Source organism: Aeromonas sp. HMWF017 (genome assembly GCF_003061465.1).
GTDB lineage: Bacteria > Pseudomonadota > Gammaproteobacteria > Enterobacterales > Aeromonadaceae > Aeromonas > Aeromonas veronii.
In genome coordinates, this window is sequence record NZ_QAJD01000119.1 from 1 (window position 1) to 4,817 (window position 4,817).

The 4,817-nt window shown below is 59.4% G+C and carries 9 protein-coding genes; 6 read left to right on the forward strand and 3 right to left on the reverse strand.

Annotated elements, in window-relative coordinates; translation table 11 throughout:
• From minC to mtgA, 5 genes are all read left to right on the forward strand, one after another.
• On the forward strand, positions 1–314 hold a 314-nt coding region (gene minC, locus DBR30_RS11480), incomplete at its 5' end, for a septum site-determining protein MinC (protein ID WP_108588355.1).
• A gap of 18 nt (positions 315–332) precedes the next feature.
• The gene (gene minD / locus DBR30_RS11485; RefSeq protein WP_005336847.1) at positions 333–1,145 is read left to right on the forward strand and encodes a septum site-determining protein MinD; all 813 of its coding nucleotides are present in this window, start codon (positions 333–335) and stop codon (positions 1,143–1,145) included.
• A 2-nt stretch (positions 1,146–1,147) separates the two neighbouring features.
• The gene (minE, locus tag DBR30_RS11490) at positions 1,148–1,414 is read left to right on the forward strand and encodes a cell division topological specificity factor MinE (protein ID WP_005336848.1); all 267 of its coding nucleotides are present in this window, start codon (positions 1,148–1,150) and stop codon (positions 1,412–1,414) included.
• Positions 1,415–1,610: 196 nt separating this feature from the next.
• On the forward strand, positions 1,611–1,937 hold the full coding sequence (locus tag DBR30_RS11495) for an HI1450 family dsDNA-mimic protein (protein WP_005352317.1): 327 nt from the start codon (positions 1,611–1,613) through the stop codon (positions 1,935–1,937).
• Positions 1,922–2,713 carry a monofunctional biosynthetic peptidoglycan transglycosylase gene (mtgA, locus tag DBR30_RS11500; RefSeq protein WP_375062127.1) on the forward strand — a complete coding sequence of 264 codons (792 nt, stop codon included), beginning with the start codon at positions 1,922–1,924 and terminating at the stop codon, positions 2,711–2,713. Before DBR30_RS11495 ends, mtgA begins: the two co-directional genes overlap by 16 nt.
• Positions 2,714–2,716: 3 nt before the next feature.
• Here the strand turns inward: mtgA and DBR30_RS22105 are convergent, their stop codons facing one another.
• On the reverse strand, positions 2,717–2,845 hold the full coding sequence (locus tag DBR30_RS22105) for a hypothetical protein (RefSeq protein ID WP_019445852.1): 129 nt from the start codon (positions 2,843–2,845) through the stop codon (positions 2,717–2,719).
• Positions 2,846–2,992: 147 nt separating this feature from the next.
• Between DBR30_RS22105 and DBR30_RS11505 the strand changes: the two genes are divergently transcribed.
• Positions 2,993–3,316, forward strand: a complete 324-nt coding sequence (locus DBR30_RS11505) for an HI1450 family dsDNA-mimic protein (protein ID WP_108542668.1) — start codon at positions 2,993–2,995, stop codon at positions 3,314–3,316.
• A 54-nt stretch (positions 3,317–3,370) separates the two neighbouring features.
• On the opposite strand, the gene DBR30_RS11510 is transcribed toward DBR30_RS11505, so the two are convergent.
• Both DBR30_RS11510 and DBR30_RS11515 read right to left on the reverse strand, forming a co-directional pair.
• Complete coding sequence (locus tag DBR30_RS11510; protein ID WP_108542667.1) at positions 3,371–3,682, reverse strand: DUF1289 domain-containing protein; 312 nt, start codon at positions 3,680–3,682, stop codon at positions 3,371–3,373.
• A 1-nt stretch (position 3,683) separates the two neighbouring features.
• Entirely contained in the window at positions 3,684–4,562 is an 879-nt protein-coding gene (locus DBR30_RS11515; protein WP_258224405.1) for a CvfB family protein, read from the reverse strand.
• Between the last annotated feature and the right edge of the window lie 255 nt (positions 4,563–4,817).

Genomic DNA, 4,817 nt, shown 5'->3' on the forward strand with positions numbered 1-4,817 from the left:
ATGTGGGACCGGTTCGTTCCGGCCAGCAGATTTACGCCGCCGGCACCTCGCTGGTGGTGCTGGGGTCCGTCAGTCCGGGAGCCGAAGTGCTCGCCGACGACAGCATTCATATTTATGGCACCCTGCGTGGCAGAGCCATTGCCGGCGCCCGGGGCAACACCCAGGCCCGGATCTATTGCCAGCAATTACAGGCCGAGCTGCTCTCCATCGCGGGCACATTCCAGCTGAGCGATGCATTGCCGGCAGGCCTGATCCAGCAACCGGTACACGTCCGGCTGGACAACGAACAACTCCGAATAGACCGTATCAAATAGAGTTACAAGGAAGCGAGAATGGCGCGAATCATAGTCGTTACATCGGGTAAAGGTGGCGTTGGCAAGACCACAACCAGTGCGGCCCTGAGCACCGGCTTAGCCCAGCGTGGTCACAAGACAGTGGTCATTGACTTTGACATCGGTCTGAGAAATCTGGATCTCATCATGGGCTGCGAGCGGCGCGTGGTGTATGACTTCGTCAACGTCATCAACGGGGAAGCAAACCTCAATCAGGCGCTGATCAAGGACAAACGCTCGGAAAATCTGTTTATCCTGCCCGCCTCCCAGACCCGGGACAAAGATGCCCTCACCCGTGAGGGGGTCGAGAAGATCCTGGATCAGCTGGCGGAGATGAAGTTCGATTACATCGTCTGTGACTCCCCGGCGGGGATCGAGGCGGGCGCGCTGATGGCGCTCTATTTTGCTGACGAAGCGATCGTCACCACCAACCCGGAAGTCTCTTCCGTGCGTGACTCCGATCGCATCCTTGGCATCCTGGCCTCCAAGTCCCGTCGCGCCGAGCGTGGCGAAGACCCCATCAAGGAGCACCTGCTGCTGACCCGCTACTGCCCGACCCGCGTCAACCGCGGCGACATGCTGAGCGTGCAGGATGTGCAGGAGATCCTGGCCATCCCGCTGCTCGGGGTGATCCCGGAGTCCCAGGCGGTGCTGCGCGCCTCCAACTCCGGCGAACCGGTCATTCTGGACAAGGAGTCCGATGCCGGTCAGGCCTACGAAGATGCGGTGTCCCGCCTGCTGGGCGATGCCAAGGAATTTCGTTTTCTGGAAGAAGAGAAGAAGGGCTTCTTTAGCCGACTGTTCGGGAGTTAAACATGTCATTATTGGATTATTTTCGTTCCAACAAGAAACAGAACACCGCACAACTGGCCAAAGAGCGGTTGCAGATCATTGTTGCTCACGAGCGTTCATCCAGAGGGGGGCCGGATTACCTGCCCCAGCTCAAGCAGGATATCCTCGATGTGATCCGCAAATACGTCAACATTGATCCGGAGAAGATCACCGTCCAACTGGATCAGAAGAGTGATGAGCTGTCGGTACTGGAGCTCAACATCACCTTCGCCGATGACAAGAAGGGATGAGCTGACGCCCTATGCGTGACCCCTTCCCCCAATGAAGACCGGATCCTGTCACTGGATCCGGTTTTTTATTGGCACAAAAACAGGTCACAGCGGCTCGCCTCATCTCGCCAAGGGGTCTGCCGCCCGCTAGAATAGCGCCGCCCCGCAGGCAGTGATCTGCGCGGCACCTTTTTCTCTTTTCTGGAACAGACCGCTTATGTCTATGAATGACGAAATGCACAGCGTCGAGGAACTGCTCGATACCGCCCTCGAACTCTTTATGGAGCTGGCCTCTGACAACCTGCCGGAGCAGGAGATCGCCCGCTTCAATCAGGAGTTCAACGATCGCGGCCTGCTGGCCGAAACCGATCCGGCCGATGACTGGGAAGCGGACGTGGGTTTTGCGGTGAGCGACACCGACTATGCCGAGATCTGGGTTGGTCTTGGCAACGAAGAACAAGAGTATGAGCACCTGTTTGCCCGCATGCTGCTCTCCCGCCGTGTTGACGAGAAGTTCTGCCACATCGAATGGCTGCCCCAATAATTCCGGATCCCGATGATCCCAGCCACTATCAGTGGGCGTCAGACCAAGACACCGTGGCCCCCGTGCGCCCATCTGCATCGCTCGGACGCCGGTTGCTGAGGTGGGCAGGCAAGATCGCGCTGGCCGGGCTGCTCTGCTCGGTCGGCTCGGTCGCCTTGCTGCGTTTTATCGATCCGCCGATGTGGAGCTGGCGTATCGAGCGGGCCCTCTTTCCGCCCGCCAAGATCACCGAGGTGCGCCATGAGTGGGTGGATCTGGAGTCCATCTCCAAAGAGCTGCAACTGGCGGTGATCGCCGCCGAGGATCAGCGCTTTGCCGAGCACAACGGCTTTGACATGGATGCCATCAACGCCGCGCTCAAGCACAACCAGCACAGCGAGCGGGTGCGCGGCGCCAGCACCCTCAGCCAGCAGACCGCCAAGAACCTCTTTATGTGGAGTGATCGCAGCTTCCTGCGCAAGGGGCTGGAGGCCTGGTTTACCCTGCTGATGGAGTTGGGTTGGGACAAGGCCCGCATTCTCGAGGTCTATCTCAATATCGTGGAGTTCGGCCCCGGCATCTATGGCGCCGAAGCCGCCGCCCGCACCTATTTTGGCAAACCGGCCAGCCGCTTGACCCGCTACGAGTCATCCCTGCTGGCCGCCGTCCTGCCCAATCCGTGGCGCTATCGGGTCAAGCCCCCTTCACCCTATGTGCAGAAGCGCTCGGTCTGGATCCGCCGCCAGATGGGGCAACTGGGCCAGATCACCCTCAATCGGGTGCATCAGGCCGACTGATCCTCAGGGCTCATCGGGTTTCTCCGGTGGGCCCAGATGGCCGCCAACCGTCTCGCGGTGAAGCGGCAGATAGTGCCACCACCAGGCCTCGCGCCGTCGCTTGATCTGTTGCCGCCGTCCCCGCTGTTTCATCCCCTCACTCCCTGCCAGATGATCCGCGCCTTAACCATACTCCCCCAATGGCAACTTGGACAGGCCAGGCACGCCCGGCGCACTGGTCTGGCCGCCACTGCCAATAATTGTTACAGTAGCGAACCTCGATGTATCTGGAGTGATTTCATGGAACAGCGTACCCCGGATCAGCTGGTCGAATGGGCCTATGATCAGTTTCTTGAGCAGGCCGCCGATATGCTGGCCCCCGAACAAATAGTCGACATCACCCTGGAGTTTGAGCAGCGTGGCGCCGTGGAGGCAACCCTGCCCAATGCCGACTGGTCGACCGAGCTGGGTAAGCCGGTCGATATGGAGCGCTGGGTCGAAGTGTGGGTCGGTTTGCTGGATCATCAGGATGAGTTTGAGGTGATCTTCGCCACCTTCCTGCTGCCCCGTCTGCTGACTGAAGATCAGGTGCATGTCCGCTGGCATCGCCAGCAGCAGGCATAAAAAAGGCGCCATCGGCGCCTTTCTTGTTTTGTGCTCTGTTATTTCTGTTCTCTGCTAATCCTGCGCCGCGATGGCCTTGGCCAGACAGCGGCGGCACCAGCAGGCGCTGGCCTCCTGCATCGGCAGTACCGGCAACTGGCTGCACCAGCACTGCGCTATGGTCTGACCGGCAGAGACGGCGCAATAGGCCGGTTCGCCACAACCCGGGCAGCGGTGGGTGCTTTTCGAGCCATTCAGCTCGGCCATCACCGCCAGCTGGGCCTTGCTCTCCATCACCGACCAGTGGCCGATCTCGGTCAGGGTGCGGCCACAACCAAGACAAAGCCCATCCTTCGCCTTGCAGAGGCCAACACAGGGGCTCGGCATCTTATTCGCTATCCTGCGCCTGTTCGCCTGCTTGTGCCTGCGCGGCACCGTCCTCGGTCAGGGTAATGGCATTGTCTTCGATGACAATCTTGCCCTGCTTGTAGAGGCCGCCGATCGCCTTCTTGAAGGTGCCCTTGCTCATACTGAACAACTTGTAGATGAGCTCGGGTTCGCTCTTGTCACCCACCGCCAGGCTGCCGCCCTGCTTTCTCATCCGGCTCAGAATGCGCTCACCGGCATCATCAACCCGCGCCAGACCCGGCTTTTGCAGGGTCAGATCCAGCTTGCCATCTTCGCGCACCTGCTTGACCCAGGCGGTTTGCGGCCGACCGGTCATCACCCGACCAAACACCTCGTTCTTGAACAGCATGCCGGGATACTGGCCATTGACGATCACCTTGATGCCCAGGGGTGAATGTTCGCCCGGCAGCGCGGTCACTTCATCACCGACCTTGAAGTTGCTACCGGCCGGGGTCAGAAAACGCTCGATGCGGCTGGTGCCGACCATGCGCCCTTCATTATCCAGTTGCAGACGCACCAGATAGACGTGGCCCACCTGCATCGGCTTGTTCTGCTCGCGGCTGGGCACGAACAAGTCTTTTTTCATGCCCCAATCGAGGAAGGCACCAATCTTGTTGGCATTGACCACTTTCAGACCGGCAAATTCGTCCACCATGGCAAATGGCTTGTCGGTGGTGATCACCGGCTCGCAATCGGCATCCAGATAGAGGAAGACCTGCACGCTATCCCCCTCTTTCACCCCTTCCGGCAGTTGACGCTTGGGCAGCAGCAGTTCACCGTATTCATCGGCCGCAAGCCAGGCGCCACGGTCTTCGAGTTCAACGACGGTGAGGGTGTTCATCTTGCCAATCTGTATCATGGTGCTCTCTTTTTTCATTACCCGGATGGGCCAACTGATCCATGGCCCCTATGGGCGCGCATGTTACCTCAAGAGCGGTGATCTGGCCTAGTCCCCAAGCCACCAAGGGCCGCCCTTTCGCCGCTATCTTACCCGCCAATGGTGATTAAATCGCCAAACAGGCGGCCATTTACTGCAAATAACCCCACTTTTAGGTAGACTTCGCGGCTGTTCAAATCCAGAGGAACTGTCGATGAACCCATCCACTCGTACCCG